Origin of the sequence: Pseudomonas californiensis, from assembly GCF_021147775.1 — a bacterium.
In the GTDB taxonomy this organism is placed as follows: Bacteria; Pseudomonadota; Gammaproteobacteria; order Pseudomonadales; family Pseudomonadaceae; genus Aquipseudomonas; species Aquipseudomonas californiensis.
In genome coordinates, this window is the sequence record NZ_JAGTPK010000036.1 from 26,696 (window position 1) to 41,698 (window position 15,003).

At 58.2% G+C, this 15,003-nt stretch carries 19 protein-coding genes; 12 read left to right on the plus strand and 7 right to left on the minus strand.

Features of this window, described 5'->3' with window-relative positions; translation table 11 throughout:
- Nucleotides 1–149: 149 nt before the first annotated feature.
- Entirely contained in the window at nucleotides 150–581 is a 432-nt protein-coding gene (locus KDX37_RS24155; protein WP_231655592.1) for a GNAT family N-acetyltransferase, read from the plus strand.
- On the opposite strand, the gene def is transcribed toward KDX37_RS24155, so the two are convergent.
- The 3 genes from def to KDX37_RS24170 all read right to left on the minus strand — a co-directional run bounded on the left by def (nucleotide 582) and on the right by KDX37_RS24170 (nucleotide 2,544).
- Nucleotides 582–1,121 carry a peptide deformylase gene (gene def, locus KDX37_RS24160; protein ID WP_231655541.1) on the minus strand — a complete coding sequence of 180 codons (540 nt, stop codon included), beginning with the start codon at nucleotides 1,119–1,121 and terminating at the stop codon, nucleotides 582–584. It lies immediately after the preceding gene.
- Between the two features lie 46 nt (nucleotides 1,122–1,167).
- On the minus strand, nucleotides 1,168–2,127 hold the full coding sequence (locus tag KDX37_RS24165; protein ID WP_231655542.1) for a YihY/virulence factor BrkB family protein: 960 nt from the start codon (nucleotides 2,125–2,127) through the stop codon (nucleotides 1,168–1,170).
- Between the two features lie 225 nt (nucleotides 2,128–2,352).
- Nucleotides 2,353–2,544, minus strand: coding sequence for a CsbD family protein (locus tag KDX37_RS24170; protein WP_231655543.1), 192 nt, complete (start codon nucleotides 2,542–2,544; stop codon nucleotides 2,353–2,355).
- A 244-nt stretch (nucleotides 2,545–2,788) separates the two neighbouring features.
- Between KDX37_RS24170 and KDX37_RS24175 the strand changes: the two genes are divergently transcribed.
- Nucleotides 2,789–3,169 (plus strand): hypothetical protein, encoded by a 381-nt coding sequence (locus tag KDX37_RS24175; RefSeq protein ID WP_231655545.1) that lies wholly within the window; start codon nucleotides 2,789–2,791, stop codon nucleotides 3,167–3,169.
- A gap of 48 nt (nucleotides 3,170–3,217) precedes the next feature.
- Here the strand turns inward: KDX37_RS24175 and KDX37_RS24180 are convergent, their stop codons facing one another.
- Nucleotides 3,218–3,619: a DUF2177 family protein gene (locus KDX37_RS24180; protein ID WP_231655546.1), complete on the minus strand. Its 402-nt coding sequence runs from the start codon at nucleotides 3,617–3,619 to the stop codon at nucleotides 3,218–3,220.
- 144 nt (nucleotides 3,620–3,763) lie between these two features.
- On the opposite strand from KDX37_RS24180, the gene KDX37_RS24185 reads away from it, so the two are divergent.
- Complete coding sequence (locus KDX37_RS24185; RefSeq protein ID WP_231655548.1) at nucleotides 3,764–4,396, plus strand: DsbA family oxidoreductase; 633 nt, start codon at nucleotides 3,764–3,766, stop codon at nucleotides 4,394–4,396.
- A 60-nt stretch (nucleotides 4,397–4,456) separates the two neighbouring features.
- On the opposite strand, the gene KDX37_RS24190 is transcribed toward KDX37_RS24185, so the two are convergent.
- Nucleotides 4,457–5,293, minus strand: coding sequence for a CvfB family protein (locus KDX37_RS24190; RefSeq protein ID WP_231655549.1), 837 nt, complete (start codon nucleotides 5,291–5,293; stop codon nucleotides 4,457–4,459).
- A gap of 362 nt (nucleotides 5,294–5,655) precedes the next feature.
- Here KDX37_RS24190 and KDX37_RS24195 point away from each other — a divergent pair, with 362 nt between their 5' ends.
- From KDX37_RS24195 to KDX37_RS24210, 4 genes are all read left to right on the plus strand, one after another.
- Nucleotides 5,656–5,844: a hypothetical protein gene (locus KDX37_RS24195; RefSeq protein ID WP_002554403.1), complete on the plus strand. Its 189-nt coding sequence runs from the start codon at nucleotides 5,656–5,658 to the stop codon at nucleotides 5,842–5,844.
- Nucleotides 5,845–6,026: 182 nt separating this feature from the next.
- Entirely contained in the window at nucleotides 6,027–6,539 is a 513-nt protein-coding gene (locus KDX37_RS24200) for a hypothetical protein (RefSeq protein WP_231655551.1), read from the plus strand.
- Nucleotides 6,540–6,686: 147 nt separating this feature from the next.
- Nucleotides 6,687–7,415 carry a TorF family putative porin gene (locus KDX37_RS24205; protein ID WP_231655553.1) on the plus strand — a complete coding sequence of 243 codons (729 nt, stop codon included), beginning with the start codon at nucleotides 6,687–6,689 and terminating at the stop codon, nucleotides 7,413–7,415.
- 68 nt (nucleotides 7,416–7,483) lie between these two features.
- Complete coding sequence (locus KDX37_RS24210) at nucleotides 7,484–8,356, plus strand: DUF6279 family lipoprotein (RefSeq protein WP_231655554.1); 873 nt, start codon at nucleotides 7,484–7,486, stop codon at nucleotides 8,354–8,356.
- 102 nt (nucleotides 8,357–8,458) lie between these two features.
- Here KDX37_RS24210 and KDX37_RS24215 read toward each other — a convergent pair whose 3' ends face one another.
- On the minus strand, nucleotides 8,459–8,836 hold the full coding sequence (locus tag KDX37_RS24215) for a transcriptional regulator (RefSeq protein ID WP_231655555.1): 378 nt from the start codon (nucleotides 8,834–8,836) through the stop codon (nucleotides 8,459–8,461).
- A gap of 268 nt (nucleotides 8,837–9,104) precedes the next feature.
- Entirely contained in the window at nucleotides 9,105–10,442 is a 1,338-nt protein-coding gene (locus KDX37_RS24220) for a DEAD/DEAH box helicase (protein WP_231655556.1), read from the minus strand.
- A 271-nt stretch (nucleotides 10,443–10,713) separates the two neighbouring features.
- On the opposite strand from KDX37_RS24220, the gene KDX37_RS24225 reads away from it, so the two are divergent.
- The 5 genes from KDX37_RS24225 to KDX37_RS24245 are packed head-to-tail and all read left to right on the plus strand — an operon-like array spanning nucleotide 10,714 to nucleotide 14,997.
- Entirely contained in the window at nucleotides 10,714–11,403 is a 690-nt protein-coding gene (locus tag KDX37_RS24225; RefSeq protein WP_231655558.1) for a thermostable hemolysin, read from the plus strand.
- Nucleotides 11,393–12,874 (plus strand): AMP-binding protein, encoded by a 1,482-nt coding sequence (locus tag KDX37_RS24230; protein WP_231655559.1) that lies wholly within the window; start codon nucleotides 11,393–11,395, stop codon nucleotides 12,872–12,874. The genes KDX37_RS24225 and KDX37_RS24230 overlap by 11 nt, the downstream gene beginning before the upstream one ends.
- Nucleotides 12,871–13,560: a TenA family transcriptional regulator gene (locus tag KDX37_RS24235; RefSeq protein ID WP_231655561.1), complete on the plus strand. Its 690-nt coding sequence runs from the start codon at nucleotides 12,871–12,873 to the stop codon at nucleotides 13,558–13,560. The genes KDX37_RS24230 and KDX37_RS24235 overlap by 4 nt, the downstream gene beginning before the upstream one ends.
- Nucleotides 13,547–14,356, plus strand: coding sequence for an SDR family oxidoreductase (locus KDX37_RS24240; RefSeq protein ID WP_231655562.1), 810 nt, complete (start codon nucleotides 13,547–13,549; stop codon nucleotides 14,354–14,356). Before KDX37_RS24235 ends, KDX37_RS24240 begins: the two co-directional genes overlap by 14 nt.
- Nucleotides 14,353–14,997 carry a tetratricopeptide repeat protein gene (locus KDX37_RS24245; protein ID WP_231655563.1) on the plus strand — a complete coding sequence of 215 codons (645 nt, stop codon included), beginning with the start codon at nucleotides 14,353–14,355 and terminating at the stop codon, nucleotides 14,995–14,997. Before KDX37_RS24240 ends, KDX37_RS24245 begins: the two co-directional genes overlap by 4 nt.
- The last annotated feature ends 6 nt before the right edge of the window (nucleotides 14,998–15,003 follow it).

The window sequence follows — 15,003 nt, forward strand, 5'->3', positions numbered from 1 at the left end:
ACCTCGGGTCCGTAGGAGGATTCATTATCTGAAATGTATCGACATCAGCGCTGCACGATTAGTTGTAGCGACGATAGCGCTCTCTGCCGCCAGCGCAAGGGGCTCTGTATGATGCTGCTCTCTGTTGTAGACCGCCGAGCCTTGCCGTGATGTCCGAAATCCAGTTCCTTGTGTTGCCCGATAAGTGTCGCCCGCTGCTGGGCAAGTTCTACCGTGAGCACTTGTCATCGATGCGCGCGGCGAGCAAGGGCCAGGCATGGGTTGCCAAAGACACGGACATCATCGCTGCGCTGAACCTTGCGCCTGTCGCTGAAGGGCACTGGCTGACCGGGCTGTTCGTGGCTCCGCAGTTACGAGGGCAAGGACTGGCGCGCCGCCTGGTCGATACCGCCGTGCAGCCACTGACAGGCCCCGTCTGGCTGTTCTGCCACCCCGACCTGCTCGGGTTTTACCAGCCCATGGGATTTGAGCCGGCACAGCGGCTGCCACAGTCGCTGGGCGAGCGGTTCATGCGCTACAGCCGCAGCAAGACGTTGATTGCGTTGTGTCGAGAGTGCCGGAGTGGCGGCTCCAACAGTTGATCATTCGTCGGCGTTAGGGTCCATGTCAGGAAACATCACGTCCATGAAGCCGAATTTGCTGAAATCGGTGATACGCGACGGGTACAACCGTCCAATCAGGTGATCGCACTCATGCTGCACGACTCGGGCATGGAAGCCCGTGGCAACACGGTCGATCGGCTGACCGTCCGGGTCCAGGCCTTCGTAGCGAATGGTCTGGTAGCGCGTGACCATGCCGCGCAGGCCAGGCACCGACAGACAACCTTCCCAGCCCTCTTCAACTGCCGGGTAAAGTGGCGTGATCACCGGATTGATCAGAATCGTCTGCGGAACGGCTTCTGCCTGCGGATAGCGCTCGTTGCGCTCGAAGCCGAAAATCACCAGTTGCAGGTCAACGCCGATCTGCGGCGCAGCCAGGCCGACACCACCGACGCTCTCCATGGTTTCGAACATGTCGGCGATGAGCGTCTTGAGCTCGCTGCTGCCGACCATCTCTGGGGGTACAGGCGGTGCGATTCGCAATAAACGCTCATCACCCATTTTCAGGATCTTGTGAATCATGGCTGCCCGTCCTTTGCGTAAATCGTCATGTTGCCACAGGTGGCGATCAGGTTTCGTCGGCCTTCATCAGTGGCACAGAATGATCGCGACCCAGGCCCGATACATGCTGCTTGCCATTGGCTTCGCTGGCGCCGTCACCGGCCTCTTTCTCTCCGGCTTCTTTGCCTTCGGCAGACATGTGTTCGATGACCGCATTCATCTCAGCGCCCAGCAGCAGCACCGCTGCGGAAATGTAAAAGTACAGCAAGAGCACGATAATCGCCCCGATGCTGCCATACATGGCGTTGTAGTCGGCGAAGGTTTTGACGTAGAAACCGAACGCCAATGACGCGATGATCCACACCACCACAGCCAGCACCGAGCCTGGGGTGATGAAGCGAAACTCTTGCTTCACATCGGGCATCACGTAGTAGATCAAAGCCACCGCGACCATCAGCAACAGAATGATTGCAGGCCAGCGCAGGATGGTCCACAAAGTCACGATGAACTCTTCCATGCCGATTTGTGCGGCAATCCAGTTCATGACTTGAGGGCCCAGCACCATGAACGCCGCAGCGGCGAGCAGCATGCCGGCGATGCCCACAGTGTAGAAAATCGACAGCGGGAAACGCTTCCAGATCGGGCGACCTTCCACCACGTCATACGCGGCGTTCATGGCGCTCATCATCAGGCGTACGCCGGCCGATGCGGTCCAGAGCGCGATCACGATACCAATCGACAGCAAGCCACCCTTGGACTGCTGCAGTTGATCAATCACCGGATTGACCTGCTCAAGCGCCTGAGGCGGCAACACCAGTTCGGACTGCAAACGCAGCCACGAGAAAAAGTCCGGCAGATGCAAAAAGCCGATCAGCGCAATCAGAAACAGCAGGAAGGGGAACAGGGAGAACAGCATCTGATAAGCCAGTGCCGAGGCATAGGTAGACATCTCGTCATCGAGAAACTCGTTGACCGTGCGCACCAGCACTTTACCGACTGACAATTGACGCAAATGGGGGAAAATCATGGCGCTTCCTCTCGCTCCCTAACTGGAACACCTTACATCCTCAAGACCGGTAGACGCGGTATTTATCTGTTTTTCAAGCAGTAAGTGCGCAATGACCGATGTCACATTGACTTGACGGGGGGTAAAAGGTTTCAGTCCAGCAGAGCAGAATGCATAACGGCCATCCGAGGATGACCGTTATCTGCGACTCTTTCCCTCGATCCCGGGAACCGAGGGAAGGTTGGCTCAGGCCTTGTCGACGCCTTTCTTGATAGCGTCTTTGGCGTCGCCTTTGGCCTGTTGGCCTTCACCCTTGATTTCCTGAGCCTTGCCTTCTGCTCTCAGCTTGGTGTTATCGGTAGCCTTGCCAACAGCCTGCTTGATGTTACCAACTGCTTCGTTGGCCATGCCTTTGACTTTATCGCCTGTGCTACTCATGGAAATCTCCTGGGTCTGAAGACCACACTGGAATCGGACGTCGTACTCGACATAAAGATTGACCGACGTCCATCACCAAGAGTTTCAACTATTTTTGGTTGCCCATATTCCGTTCGTCTGCCGCTTGATGATGCTCGTATTTCGCGCGTTGACGGCGAGTTCAAGCCAGACTTTGTGCGAGAATACGCACCACAGCTGCACGGCCCAGCCGACAGACTGAACAGAACCGATCCACAGGAACGCTATGAAACTCGATAAAAAGCTGGCCATTGCACGTAGAAACCAGGACTTGGGCGGTGCCGTGCTCGGCGTGAACAACACCTATTTCGCCGTGCTGGACCCCAAACGCAACATCTGGTGGTTCGACCTGCCGGTACCACGCCTGCAAGTTGGCCAGTACGAGTGGCTGCACCTGCTGCTGCACACGCCGCAGACCGACCAGTTGCTGCATTTGAAGGTGACCACTGTGTTCATGCGTGATCACATGGAAGGCCTGGAAGTGCGCAATGCTGAAAAACGCAAACCCACCGTCAGCCTGGAACTGAGCGCAGACAAGGATTCGTACCTGAAGGACATGCGTCCCAAAGGCAGCAACCTCAGCTTCGCGAGTTTCTTGCAGGACTGACCAACGGCTCAGCCATGGATGTCGCTACAACGCGACATTCATGGCTTGTCACGCAAAGCGTCGTACCGCCAGATACCCCGCCGTGCCAGCCAGCGCCGACACCACAGTGCCCCACGCCAGATCCACCAATGCCAGCTGTGCAGGCCAGCCCTGCAATGTAGCCCAGTTGGTCAGGTCATAGGTGCCATAGGCAACCAGCCCCAGCAGACCGCTGTACACGGTCGCACGCCCCACACGTTGCTCTTTTACCGCAGGCAACACACCAAATATCACCACACCAGCGCCATACAGCAGGTAAAACGCGACGGCAGGCCCGATGACCGGGGTTGCCAGCATCAGCGGCCCGAGCCACTCCCGGTAGGTAGGCCCCATCAGCACGCCGAGCCATAGTCCATCGAGAATCAGGAACGCCAACAGCGTGCCGAGGTAAGCCGTGAGGATTTTTTTCATGGGGCGTCCTTGAGGAGATGGCAAGCGCAGAAAACCCGCGCACAAGGGTAGGACCGACCAATCACGGAAATTGATCCTCCGAACGGCAGGACTTTTAACGAGCTGCGGGAGTCAGTGTTAACTAGCGTTATGGAGTTTTAGCAAATGAACACTGTTGGACCGTTGAAAATCGATGTCTGGAGCGATTACGTCTGCCCCTTCTGTTATTTGCAGTTATCGGTACTGGAACAGCTTCAGAACGCTTATGGCGAACAGGTCGAGCTCAACTGGCACGCCTTTGAACTGCGCCCCGATCCGCTTGCCATGCTTGACCCCAATGCCGAGTACCTGCGTGCCACCTGGTCTCGTTCAGTGCTGCCGATGGCAGACCGACGTCAGGTGGTCATGAAGATGCCGACCGTGCAACCGCGCAGCCGCAAGGTTCTGGAGGCCGCGGCCTTTGCACGAACAGTCGGAGGCTTTGACGCTTTCAACAAGGAAGCCTTCAAGGCTTACTTCGAACATGGTCTGGATATCGGTGAAATGCCCACTCTGCTGGACCTCGCCAACACCACGGGCCTGGACCGCAAGGCCATGGAACTGGCGTTGACGGACAGTCACTACGAGAAGAATGTGCTGGCTGATCAGACACTGGCCCAGAAGCTCGGGCTCAGGGCAGTGCCGGTTGCGCTGGTGCGCCGCAGCGACGAAACGCTGGATCAGGCCAGGGTGTTCAACGGCACCCTGTCTTTTGATCGGTTGAAGCTGGAAATCGACAAGCTCAATACACTTTACTGAGCGACAGCTGCAGTGCAGTCAAAGCACCGCAGCGATGTACCGCACAGCCGGGTCTGTTGATCAGACCAGTTCGATCCGGTCAGCGTGAATAACAATCTGACCTTGCTTGTACAACGCGCCAATGGCTTTCTTGAAATTGCCCTTGCTGACACCAAACAGGCCGCTGATCACCTGCGGATCACTTTTGTCGCTGACCGGCAACGTGCCGTTGTTCTCACGCAGCCTGGCGAGAATCTTGGTGTTCAGGCTGCTGGCCGCTTCTGCGCCCACCGGTTGCAGGCTCAGGCTGATATTGCCGTCTGCACGGATTTCCTTGATGAAACCCTTCTCCTGCTTGCCCGCCCGCATGAACTTGAATACTTCGTTCTTGTGAATCAGGCCCCAGTGCTTGTTGTTGATGATGGCCTTGAAACCCATATCGGTCGCTTCGGCTACCAGCAGATCCACTTCCTGACCGACGCTGTAGTTCGCCGGGGTCTTGTCCAGATAACGATCCAGACGTGCCGTGGCGGTGATGCGGCGGGTGTGCTTGTCGAGATAGACATGCACCACGCAATAGTCGCCAGCCTGCAGCGTGCGCTTCTCTTCCGAGTACGGCAGCAACAGATCCTTGGGCAGACCCCAGTCCAGGAAAACACCGATACTGTTGACTTCGACCACCTTCAGGCTGGCGAACTCGCCCACCTGAACCTTGGGCTTCTCGGTGGTCGCGAGCAACTTGTCTTCGCTGTCGAGATAGACGAAAACGTTGAGCCAGTCTTCATCTTCGCTGGGCACATCCTTGGGGATGTAACGATTGGGCAGCAGGATTTCACCATCCTGCGCGCCGTCCAGATAAAGACCGAAATTTGTGTGCTTGACGACTTGCAAGCTGTTGTAGCGCCCGATTAAAGCCATGTGCAGATACCCTCTTTGCGTGGGCGGCATTCTACCCGACTTTGCGACAGCGTTCGCGTCACACTCGGCAGCGCCGATGTGGCGCAACAGCTGATGGGCTGCATTTGATCTGCATGTCGCCGAAAAGGCTCAGCAGGCGAAGGCCACTCGTCAGTTGCCCGACTGAACCAAATATTGAAAACGCACTCTGCATCACCGGTCGCCCAGCGAACTTTTCATGTAAAACAGCCGCTTAGCGCTCTCAAGAGAGCGTGCGTCAGTGCCGATCACGGCCGTACGCCGCGCATCGCGGCCATTTTGACCAAGCAAGAGGCCAGCATTTCCTGTACGATGGCTGGCCGTATTACGTTTATTGAAGGTAAATGGCAGCCATGCGTATCAAAGCATCCCACTCGAAAGCCAAACCAGCCCCAGCCGTTGAAACGAGCGACTCGATCAACGCGCAGATTGCAGCTTTCCTGAAGTCCGGCGGCGAAATTCAACAAATCGCCAAAGGCGTGAGTGGCCAGACTTTCGCACCGTCCAAGCAGATCAACCTCGGCAAGAAGTAACTCCCCGCCTTGCCCGTCGATCTCTATGCGCCTTGATGCTCAAGGCGCTAGATTGACTATCCCGCGCTGGATATTCTTCCGGTCACGCTGCTACTCTCTTCCCTGTATCACGATAAACCTGGATCACGATGACCACGAGCCGGATCACGCTCGTGCAGCTGTCTCATTTGTGGAATGCTCGAATGAAGAACTGGATGCTTTTCGGCGCACTTGTTTATCTGGGTGGATGCGCTTCGCAGCACTGCGAAAACGGCCCCAATGACAGCCAACTGTCCGACAGTCCTTGCCGGGCAGGTCATCTGCTGTATCAAAACGATATGCTCCAGGCCAAATTGCTGATCAGCGAAGACAACCGCGAGAACTACGAACTGGCCGAAGCCATGTTGCGTCGGGCAGCGCTGGACGATGTCTCAGGCGAAGCGGAGTTTTACCAGGCCGTTCTGCTGATTCGCCAGCAAGCCGACCAGAAGCAGATCATTGATCTGTTGCAGACCGCCGCCAAACACAAGCACCCGCTGGCTATCGCCCTGCTCTCCCAACAGTTGAGTATGAGCGACCCGAAACTGTCCGAACGCTACCAGGCACAGTACGCTGAACTGGACGTTGCCAAGAGCGGCTACCCGTCGTTCGAACAGGCGCTGGTGGTCATTCGCGGGCTGATTATCCCGTCTGCGCAGACCACAGCCGCCAATTGATGCGCAACGGATCGACGAACGGTCTGTCATCGCCTGATTTCATCGGTATCCTTGCGAGGCTCTAGCACGCGGCTTGTGTCGGGCTCCTGAGCCACTTTTCGATACGCCATTCCTGACCACACTCCTCGACACACCAAGGAGTGAGCCATGCTCAGCCATCGCTTACATACGCTGACCCTCAGCGCCCTCTTCGTCTGCCAGTCTGTTTCTGCGCAGGTGATGGAACGGGATCTGGGCGACTTCGACCTCAAACTGGCCACTACACCCATGCGCAGCATGGCTCAGGGTCTTGTGACGCCAACCGGCGGCTCGGGCTCTTTTCATGGCGGGCTTGATCTGACCCATGACAGCGGCTTCTACGTCGGCCAGTGGGCACCCGACATGGGGTTCGCATCCGACAGCGGCATGGAGCTGGACTCCTACATGGGCTTCAAGAAGCCGTTCGATAACTCGCTGGGTTACGAACTGGGCATGATCCGCTACAGCTACCCGGACACCAGCCAGATCGACAGTCACGAGTTCTACGCCGGGCTGCGCATGCTCAACAGCCGCGTGGGTGCTGCGTTCAGCAACGATGTTGGTACTCGCGACAGTACGGTTTTCGTTGACCTGGGCGCCATTGAGCAACTGGGCGTCGGGGTGCGCATGCAGTACGCCAACCACCAGTTCGATACGCCACAGACCTCAACCGATGGCGGCATAATCAACGGTTTCAACGACTGGTCGCTTAACCTTTCGCGTCCGTGGCTGGGGATCGACATGAACCTGATGTACAGCGGATCAAGCCTCAGTGGTGGCGATTGCAGCGTGTATAGCGGCCACAATCCGCGCTGCGAAGGCACCTTCACGCTCAAGGCCGTGCGTTCATTCTTTTAACACCGCAACCCGGTTGAACTGCCAGACGTTACACTCCTCTACTGCAGGTCAGTACCCGAGGAGTGGTCATGCAGTCTCTGTTCAAAGCCGTCGTAACGATGTTGATGACTGTGTCACTGCTTGCAGGGTGCAGTCAGGTAGGGCTGGCGTATCGTAATCTGGACGTGATCATTCCATGGACGCTCAGCGACTATCTGGACATGAACTCCGAGCAGAAGAGCTGGCTGGATGTCAGGCTCAAGCAACACCTGGACTGGCATTGCAGCACCCAGTTGCCCGAGTACCTGACCTGGCTGGACAAGCTTCAGGACATGGTGCAGAACGACCAGGTGACCTACGAAGCGCTTGAAGCGCGAACACACGAAGCCAAGGACGCGATCTCGAACATCTCCAGAGAAATAACGCCGTCGGCTGTAGAACTGCTCAAGCGCTTTGACGACAAGCAGGTCCAGGAGATGCAGGCCTCGTTTGCCAAGGACCAGCGCAAGCGTGAAAACAAATACCTTGATCAGCCATTGGAGCGCCAGGTCGCTGAGCGCGCGGACCGAATGGAAAAGCGCCTGACGCCGTGGATTGGCAAGCTGACCCAGCCGCAGAAAGACCGTATCCAAAGCTGGTCTGCGTCATTGGGCGAGCAAAACAAGGCGTGGATAGAAAACCGCACGCGTTGGCAGAATCTGTTTCTGAGCACCGTGCAACAGCGTCAGTCGCCTGACTTCCCGCAACGCATCGCCGCATTGCTGCAGGATCGGGAGACGTTCTGGACGCCGGAATACCGCAAAGCCTACGACCAGACTGAAAAGGCCGCCATCTCACTGATCGTCGACGTAACGGCACAGAGCACGCCTGAGCAACGCACACGCCTGTTGAGCCGAGTTGCTGACATGCGCAAAGACTTTACCGACCTCAACTGCCTGAAATCGGCGCCTAAAGCGTTGTAACACTCCGCATGAATGGCGCGTGCTGAAAGGGGCTGTCAGACAGCCCTTTTTATGCGTCAACCAAATTATGCGTCAACCAAACGTGAGACTTTGCCGGACGGTTCAGGCCACCTGAGCCTTGGATGCCACTTCGTCGAACGTCGCTGGGTCCAACGCATCCTGCTGTTCATCCAGTACCTGGCGCGGATGGTCATTGCCAGGAATGCTGCTGTCGATGAGTGCCAACAGGCTCGAGCCCCGAGCGGTCAGCAAACAGGCGGAACGGTTGCCGTCCTCTGCTGCTGGCCTCGGTTTGATGAAGCCACGATCAAGCAGTAGATCTCTGAGCTGTGTCGCATCGGCTTCCAGTTGCTGCGAGCTGCCCACTGACTCACCTTCAGCGGCTTTGGCAGTCGCGTACTCGTCAGACACAGCGGTTTGGCCACCGCTGTTCTGCACTTCATGAAGGATGTGTTCGATAAGGTCCCAGTTATAAGCCATTGTTATAAACCTCCGTCCAGCATGGATTGAATGGCCCGTGACATCCGGTCACAGGCGCATGACTCATGGTTGTGACCGACGGCCTGCGCCACCGTTCAGCCTTCACGTCGAACGGGCAGCGTTACGCCAGACAACGCGTGAGGAGAATGAACAGACTGAGCGATTTACGTGAGCGGCAGTTGGAGGGAATTGCCGAGGCGTAGATGATTGTTGCGAGGGGGTGTTACCGTTGGTCGTTCCCACCCAGAGGTGGGAGCGACCAGGTCGATCACTCGGCCGCAGGTGCCGGAGTGCTGCGTTTCTTCAGCGGAGCCATGCCGTCCTGGCTGACCAGGTCAGACTTGGGACGGTTGACCGTCTTGCGCTTGGTCGGGCCTTTGGCGGCAACCTTTTTCTTGTCACCCTTGGCGTCGGTCTTTTTCTTCTTGACGCCTACTGCCTTGCCGGAAGCCTTGACTTTCTTCGGTCCACCGTAGGTGCCTTTGACTTCCTTGATGACGCGACGCTCGAAGCTCTGCTTGAGGTAGCGCTCGATACTCGACATCAGGTTCCAGTCGCCGTGGCAGATCAGCGAGATCGCCAGACCGTCGCTACCTGCACGGCCGGTACGACCGACGCGGTGCACATAGTCGTCGCCACTGCGTGGCATATCGAAGTTGACGACCAGATCCAGACCGTCGACGTCCAGACCGCGTGCGGCCACATCCGTCGCAACCATCACCTTGGCACCGCCCTGCTTCAGCCGGTCGATGGCGGCCTTGCGGTCCTTCTGGTCCTTGTCGCCATGCAGGACAAACGCTTTGTACTCCAGCGCCACGAGACGGCCGTACAGGCGATCAGCTATGGCTTTGGTATTGGTGAAAATGATCGCTTTCTGGTAGGTCTCGTTGGACAACAGCCAGTTGAGCACCTGTTCCTTGTGCACATTGTGGTCGGCGGTGATGATCTGATGACGCGTCCCGGAGGCCAACTCGCTGACGTTGTTCAGTTGCAGGTGCTGAGGATCCTTGAGCACTTTGCCGATCATTTCACGCAGGCCGGCGCCGCCAGTGGTTGCAGAGAACAGCATGGTCTGCTCACGGCCAGCGCATTCGCCCGCCAGACGCTCGACATCTTCCGAGAAGCCCATGTCCAGCATGCGGTCGGCTTCGTCCAGGACCAGCACTTCAACATGCTTGAGGTCGAGGTTGCCCGCGTTGAGTTGTTCCAGCAGACGACCCGGCGTACCGATCAGGATGTCCGGTACCTTGCGCAGCATCGCAGCCTGGACCTTGAAGTCTTCGCCGCCGGTGATCAGACCTGCCTTGACGAACGTGAACTGGGAGAACCGCTCGACTTCCTTGAGGGTCTGCTGGGCCAGCTCGCGGGTTGGCAGCAGGATCACGGCGCGGATGTCCACGCGGACCTTGGCCGGACCAATCAGGCGGTTGAGGATAGGCAGTACAAACGCAGCCGTCTTGCCGCTACCGGTTTGCGCAGTCACCCGCAGGTCGCGCCCTTGCAATGCGAGCGGGATGGCGGCCGCCTGCACAGGCGTAGGCTCGACAAATTTAAGCTCGGCCACAGCTTTAAGCAGGCGTTCGTGCAGGGCGAATTCGGAAAACACGGGTGCTACCTCGACGAAAAACAAAAATACAGCTGCATAGGTTAACGGTTTCGAGCGCCGGGGCCGAGTTTCTTTACTACCAACGGCTCATTTTGTTTGTTCAGCGCCCGATCAGAACCCGCGAATGGCCCCTGCTCCAGCGGCCGATCCTTTCAGACGGACGTCTTTGGAGCGCCAGGTCGGCAGCAAAAAATTTTTCCACCTTCAGATTCCGTTAAGAAACCCTCTCGATACTGCGCCTCACTTGCTGACTGGGGGAGGAACCTCACCAATGCCCGATCTTGACTGGAACATCTGTCTGCCTATGCGCTTCGGTGATGCCGGTGCTGGCGCATTGTCCCTCTCCCGAGCCTTGCCGTCCGAGCCAAGGCGCCTTGATCTCGAAGGTTTCGTTCAGCAGCGCTTTCGCGAGATGCATGACGCACAGGTCCACCACTTCATGCCGGAACTGTTCGGGCTCAGTGACGGCGCCGGGACGCTCTGTGCTGTCGCGGGCATCCGTCTCGCTGCCCGCGAGCAGCTGTTTCTGGAAAGTTACCTTGACACACCCATCGAGCAGCAGGTTCATGCCGTTGCGGGGCATGCAGTGGGCAGAAACGCCATCGTCGAAGTCGGCAATCTGGCCGCCAGCACTTTGGGCAGTGCACGGCTGAGCATTATTACCGTGACCTGGTTACTCGCGATGGGTGGCCTGGAATGGGTGGCTTTCACAGGCAACACCGCACTCGTCAACAGCTTCAATCGCCTCGGTCTGCGTCCGGTCACGCTGTGCCCCGCCGACCCACTGCGCCTCGGCGACGAACGTCACACATGGGGAAGCTATTACCAGACCCAGCCCAGCGTGCACGTGGGGGACATTCGCTCCGGCTTTTCCAGACTGAGCCAGATGGGACTCTTTGAACGCTTCGGTCTGCCACTGAGCCTGCCGTCGGCTCTTGAGGAGCGTTGTCATGTCGCGTGAACGTGATGATTTCTGGCAACGGCTATCGTCGCTTGCTATCGAGCAGCCGGAAAAGACTGCACTGGAAGGCGACGGTCAGATACTCAGCTACAGGGCATTGGTTGCCGAAATAGACGAGCGGCGCCAGTGCCTGAAAACGGCCAGGACCACGGTGGTTGCTCTGATTCTGGACAACAGCCCGAACGCCCTTCTCTGGGACCTGGCGATTTTGTTCGAAGGGCTGAGCTGCGTGGCCTTGCCGTCTTTTTTCAGTGCCAGCCAGCGATTGCATTGCCTGGAGCAGAGTCAGGCCGATCTGGTCATCGCCGAACCTGCCTGGCATGCAGAACTGCAGGCCGCTGATTACGAAGTTCGCGGGCTTTTCTGGCGGCGCACGTTCCACACGGCCCCAGCCCTGCCAAAGGGCACGGCCAAACTTACCTTCACCTCGGGCACCACAGGCACGCCCAAAGGCGTGTGCCTGAGCGCTGAAAGTGTACTTGTCGTTGCCCGGGCGTTGTACGAAGCGAGCCAACCGGTAGGGCCAGGACATCACCTGACCATGCTGCCGCTGGCGATCCTTCTGGAAAACATCGGCTGTTATGCCGCGTTGTACGCAGGTGCATGCATCAGTCTGCCCAGCCAGGCTGCGCTGGGCATTCAAGGGGCCAGCGGTGTTGATGCTCCCCGGCTGCTGAGATTTCTCGATCAGCAACGTGCAGACAGCCTGATCCTGGTCCCGCAACTGCTTTTGCTGTTGGTGACGGCGGCTGAAATGGGCGCCTTCGATGCGTCGATGCTTCGCTTTGTGGCCGTCGGTGGCGCACGCGTGAGCGTAGACCTGTTACTGCGAGCCCAGGCGCTGGGCTTTCCGGTGTTTGAGGGCTACGGCTTGTCGGAGTGCGCCTCGGTGGTCGCCCTGAACCGCCCTGGCGAAAGGCGAACTGGAAGCGTCGGCAGGCCCTTGCCACACATCGATGTGCGTCTGGCTGATGACGGCGAAGTGTTGATCGGCAATGTTCCGATGCTGGGCTACCTCGGCGAGCCAGCACCCGCTTCAGCCTGGTGGGCAACGGGCGATCTGGGCGAGTTCGATACCGATGGCTATTTGTATCTCAAAGGCCGCAAAAAACATCAGTTCGTGACCAGCTTCGGGCGCAACGTCAACCCTGAGTGGGTCGAAGCAGAGCTGACCCAGAGCGGCACCATCGCGCAGGCGTTTGTATATGGCGAGGCGCTGCCCCACAACCATGCCCTGCTCTGGCCGCATCGCCGCGAAACCACCAATGAGCAGTTGGCCGAAGCAGTTGCCCAGGCCAATCGCGCACTGCCTGACTACGCCAGGGTTCATGGCTGGACTCGACTTGAACAGCCGTTCAGCCCAGCGAACGGCCTGGCCACCGCCAATGGCAGGCCTCGTCGCGACGCCATCCTCAACCATTACCGTGACCACTTCCTTTCCTCGAACCCGACTGAAGGTATTTCATCATGAGTTTTTTCCAGACCCTGCAGGATGCGACCCAGACAGAACGGGACACGCTGTTCAATCTACCCATCATTCGGGAGGCGCTGCAGGGCCAGGTGAGCCTGGAAAACTATCGTGCCTTTTTGTCACAAGCCTATTACCACGTGCGTCACACCGTGCCATTGATGATGGCTTGCGGCGCACGTCTGCCTGGTCACCTGGAATGGCTGCGCGGCGCAGTCTGCGAATACATCGAAGACGAATACGGCCACGAGCAGTGGATACTCAATGACTTGCGTGCCTGTGGCGGCGATGCGGACGCTGTGCGTGACGGCCAGCCTGAAACGCCCATCGAGCTGATGATCGCGTTTCTCTACGATTTGATTGCACGTGGCAACCCGGTGGGTCTGTTTGGCATGGTCAATGTGCTTGAGGGCACCAGCATTGCCCTTGCGACACATGCCGCTGACAGCATCCGCCAGCGACTGGAACTCCCGGCCACGGCATTCAGTTACCTGAGTTCGCACGGCAGCCTGGACATTGGCCACATGGAAACCTTCCGCAAGCTGATGGACCGGATCAATGACCCACAGGATCAAGCGGCTGTGATTCATGCCTCCAAAGTGGTCTACCGTTTGTACACCGACATGTTCCGCGAACTGCCAACTGCTGTGGTCACGGCCCCTGCGGAGCGTATTCATGCGGCTGTCTGAAGCCAGAGTCGTATTGACCGGGGCCAGCGGTGGTATCGGTCTGGCCATTGCCGAAGCGCTGTGCAGCCAGGGAGCTCAGGTACTGGCGGTGTCGCGCCATGCAGAACCGCTGCAGGCACTGATGGCCCGCTACCCGCAGACACTGCAATGGGTTGCGGCGGACCTCTGTACGCCTGAGGGTCGCGAGCAGACGGTCAAGGCTGCCCATGCGTTGCAAGGTGTCAACCTGCTGATCAATGCGGCGGGCAGCAACCGATTCGCGACGCTGGAGCACATGTCCGCCAGCGAAACCGAGGCCCTGCTGACCTTGAACCTGCATGCACCGATCCTGTTGACCGGTGCGATGCTGCCGCAGCTCAAACAGGCGCGCAGTGCCATGGTGGTGAATGTCGGGTCGACCTATGGCTCTATCGGTCACGCCGGTTATGCGACCTACTGCGCCAGCAAGTTCGCACTGCGCGGTTTTTCCGAGGCGCTTCGCCGTGAACTGGCCGATACGCAGGTCGATGTACTGTACGTTGCACCCCGCGCCACCCGCACGGCCATGAACGGCAAAGCCGTGCAGGCGCTGAACGATGCGATGAAATCTGCTGTCGATGATCCGCATGACGTCGCGAAAGCTGTGCTCAATGCTATCGCCACTGACCAACGAGCGCTGTATCTGGGACGGCCAGAGCGCTTCTTTGTCATGATCAACAGCATTTTGCCCACAGTGGTCGACCGAAGCCTGCGCAAGCATCTACCCTTGATCCGTCGCCTGAGCGCCCCTCACCCGGAAGAGAAACCGACCTCATGAAAAAATTCGCTTTGGCCCTCGTGGGTCTGATCAGTCTGCCACTCTGGGCAATGGATGCCCCCGACGAGCAACGTCTGGCAACGATCCAGCAAGACTGGCGCCGCATTCAGTACGACCTGCCGAAAGACCAGCGCGTTGCTGCATTCGAAAAGCTTTCGACGCAAACCACTGCGTTCGTCAAAGACCGTCCGAACGCCGCAGAAGCGTGGATCTGGTCGGGGATCGTCAACAGCAGTTGGGCCAGCGCTCAGGGGCCGGGGCTCGGTGCGCTGGAAAAAGCCAAGGTGGCCAAGGCCGACCTTGAAAAGGCGTTGAGCCTAGACCCGACGGCCCTGCAAGGCTCGGCCTACACCAGCCTTGCGGTGTTGTATGACCGTGTGCCGGGCTGGCCACTGGGTTTCGGCGACTCGGACAAGGCAGGCCAGTTGCTTCAGCAGGCGCTGAAAGTGAACCCCAATGGCATCGACCCGCTGTACTTCTGGGGAGACCATCAGTATCGCCAGGGCAACTATGCTCAGGCCCGAGACGCATTGAACCAGGCCCTGAAAGCGCCGCCTCGCCCAGGCCGTGAACAGGCAGATGCCTCGCGCCGCAAAGACATTCAGCAGTTGCTGGTTGATGTGAACAAAAAGCTCGACTGACGGAGA